At 63.9% G+C, this 2,711-nt stretch carries 3 protein-coding genes; all 3 read right to left on the bottom strand.

The window, feature by feature from the left end; genetic code table 11:
* Positions 1–80 precede the first annotated feature (80 nt).
* From AX750_RS13230 to AX750_RS13220, 3 genes are read right to left on the bottom strand one after another with little or no spacing between them, the layout of a single operon-like run.
* Positions 81–713: a response regulator gene (locus AX750_RS13230; RefSeq protein WP_245282392.1), complete on the bottom strand. Its 633-nt coding sequence runs from the start codon at positions 711–713 to the stop codon at positions 81–83.
* 1 nt (position 714) lies between these two features.
* Positions 715–1,182, bottom strand: a complete 468-nt coding sequence (locus AX750_RS13225; protein WP_082752433.1) for a response regulator — start codon at positions 1,180–1,182, stop codon at positions 715–717.
* Positions 1,097–2,590, bottom strand: coding sequence for an ATP-binding protein (locus AX750_RS13220; RefSeq protein ID WP_067254438.1), 1,494 nt, complete (start codon positions 2,588–2,590; stop codon positions 1,097–1,099). The genes AX750_RS13225 and AX750_RS13220 overlap by 86 nt, the downstream gene beginning before the upstream one ends.
* Positions 2,591–2,711 lie beyond the last annotated feature (121 nt).

The following is a 2,711-nucleotide window of genomic DNA, read 5'->3' as shown; positions in this document are numbered from 1 at the left end:
GCGCCAGTTCCTGCCATTGGTCGGCTGCCTGAAACCGGACGCCAACTGAGACCGCTCTAGCCTCGCGACCTCGACCGAGGTCAGCGCCGCCGCCGGATCGGTAAGCTCAGTGCTTCGGCCATACGGACGAGGTCAGGCAACGACCGTGCCCCCATCTTGTCCATCACGCGCCGCTTGTGAACCTTCGCGGTAATCTCGGATAGCCCGAGTTCCCCCGCGATCTGCTTGTTCATCAGGCCCCCAACGGCGCAAGCCAAGACATCGCGCTCACGCTCGGTCAGTGTGGCGTAGCGGTCCTCACATTCTGCTTTGGCACGGGCGGTAATGAGCTGCCGCCGGTCAGCCTCAAGGGCCCGTCTGATCGCCTCAAGCAAGACCTCCTCTTCCGCCGGCTTTGTCAAAAACTCGATCGCGCCACCGCGCATCGCGCGCACCGTCATCGGTATCGTGCCGTACCCCGTCAGGAAAATGATCGGAACGGTGAAGCCGGCGTCGCGCAAGGTCTCCTGAACGGTGATGCCGTTATTCTCAGCCAACCTGACATCCAGCACGACGCAGGCCGGACGCAGGGCCAGTGCTCCCTCTCCAAGTGTGCTGGCGTCAGCGTGCTCGATGGCCTCGAGACCGGTTGCGCGACACAGTCTCACCAGCCCCCGTCGCAGCGCCGGGTCATCATCGACGATATGAACGACAGCATCCATCGCTGCGAGCAAATCACCGTCCTCCGCGCATACCGAGATCCTGCAGGCAATCCTCAAGCTGTTTGGCATCAAAAGGCTTGCTGAGATAGGCGGCCGCGCCCGCTTCGATGGCCCGTTGCCTGATCGCGTCGCTGGAATAGGCCGTCATCGCCACGACCGGCAGGCCAGGCGCGCTTTCTGCCAAGACCTGGATCAACTCGAATCCGTTCATGTCGGGCATCTGCAGATCGGCGAGGACGCAGAAGAGCTGCGGCAGAGCGGCGTATGCCAACACCTCATGGGCATTGGCGAAGGTCTCTGCCTGATCGCCGACCGAACGAACGAGGCGGCCGAGCGCCGTTCGGATGAAGGGGTCGTCGTCGACGATCGCGACGATGCCGCGGATGGCGGGCTGCTCAGCCATGAGCGAGCGGCACTGTGAAACTGAAAGCGGCACCGCCTCCCGGCGCGGAATCGACCCAGATATCGCCGCCATGAGCATCGATGCAGTTGCGGCAGATTGCCAAACCCATTCCCATGCCACCCGGACGGCTCGATCGGAACGGTTCGAAGATGGTGACGCGCCGGTCGGGCGGGACGCCAGGTCCCGTGTCGCGTATCTCGACCGCGACGGCTTGGGCCGTGGCACGCATCATAATAGTGATGTCGCGATTTCCCGGCACCTCTGCCATGGCCTGAGCGGCGTTGACCATCAGGTTGACGAAGACCTGCTGGATCAGAACTGGATCGACCAGTGCGAGCGGCAGGTCGTCATCCACGGCGAGGTGGACCACAGCTCCGTGACTTCGTAGCTCGCTCTCGACCAGAAGGCAGGCTTGGCGCGCCGCGTGCAGGAGATTCGTCGCGACGAACTGCCCCGATGTCTTGCTGAAGTAGGACGTCGTCCTAGCGACGACGTCGCGCGCGCGCGATGCCTGTGAAACTACATCTGCCAGCGCCGCCTCCGCCTCCGCGAGATCGGGCTGAGGAAGATTGAGCAGTCGCTGCGCCGCTTGGGCATTGGCGAGGATCGCCGCGAGCGGCGAGTTCACCTCGTGGGCGATCGCGGCGCTGAGCGCATTTGCAGTCGCGATCCGAGACGTTTTAGCCGCGCTGGTCTCTGCCTCGGAGAGCTTGGCCTGCGCTTGCTTGTAGCGGGTGACGTCCACCGAAGTGACGACGATGTCGGCAAAGCCGGCGAGGTCTCGTGGAAGCATGGCAGTAAACAGCGTGTCGATCTCCGTGCCATCTGCCGTTGTGATGTGAGCCTCCGACCGAAAGAAGCGGTCTCCGCGGCCAAAGGCCACGAGCCATTGCACGAATGTCTGGTCAGTTTCCGGGAGGAGCCGGTCGAGCGGGCCAAGATAGGAGCTCTTGTCCGCCGCTCCCGTTTCCTCAAGCGTGAAGGCGTTGACGTCGCGGACGATAACCTTCGACTTAAGCGCCCGCAATTCGTCGGGCCGCTCGGCGAAGTGGGATTCCAGATCAGTGACCCCTGCCTTGCGCAGCGCGATCACCGCTTCGCCAACGGCCGTCCAGTCCTCGCGCCACATCGAGATGCCGGCGCGCTCGAAGATCGCTGCGACGTGCTCCGTCCGCTGGCGCAACGCCCGTCTCAGCCGCATCGCGCAGGCGACGGCGAGTCCAGCCGACAGCATCGCGACGGCGCCGAGCCAGATCGCGGCAGCATCCGCGCGGGCGATCTGCCATGACGCAGCCGCTGCCACTCCGATGGGAGCCAGCACGAGGGCCGCCGCAGGACCAAGGTCCCCCAGGAAGATGCGCCAGCGTCGCGGTGGCGCAGCGCTGATCCAGGCCGGTAAGGCATCCGGCGGATACAAGGCTGCTGAGTCGGCCACAGCCAGGCTCGGCCATTTCGAAAAGACTTGTCGCATCAGATCAACTCCCATCGAGAAGTATCAGGTGCGTGCTCGGGCGTCTCCGATACACCTGTATAATGGCGGACCTGGCGCCTTTTGCTGAATGTTCCGCCATGGATCTGCTTCGGCATGGCGAACGAAAATTTCCCCG

This window comes from Methylobacterium sp. CCH7-A2 (genome assembly GCF_001557075.1).
GTDB lineage: Bacteria > Pseudomonadota > Alphaproteobacteria > Rhizobiales > Beijerinckiaceae > Allobosea > Allobosea massiliensis.
The sequence above is the reverse complement of the archived record's forward strand: the minus strand, read 5'-3'. Positions and strand labels throughout refer to the sequence as shown.

What these genes read in the sequence shown, in the direction of transcription:
- AX750_RS13225 (WP_082752433.1), bottom strand. Translation starts at nt 1,182, where the DNA reads ATGCTCATGGCGGCGATATCTGGGTCGATTCCGCGCCGGGAGGCGGTG.
- AX750_RS13220 (WP_067254438.1), bottom strand. Translation starts at nt 2,590, where the DNA reads ATGGGAGTTGATCTGATGCGACAAGTCTTTTCGAAATGGCCGAGCCTG.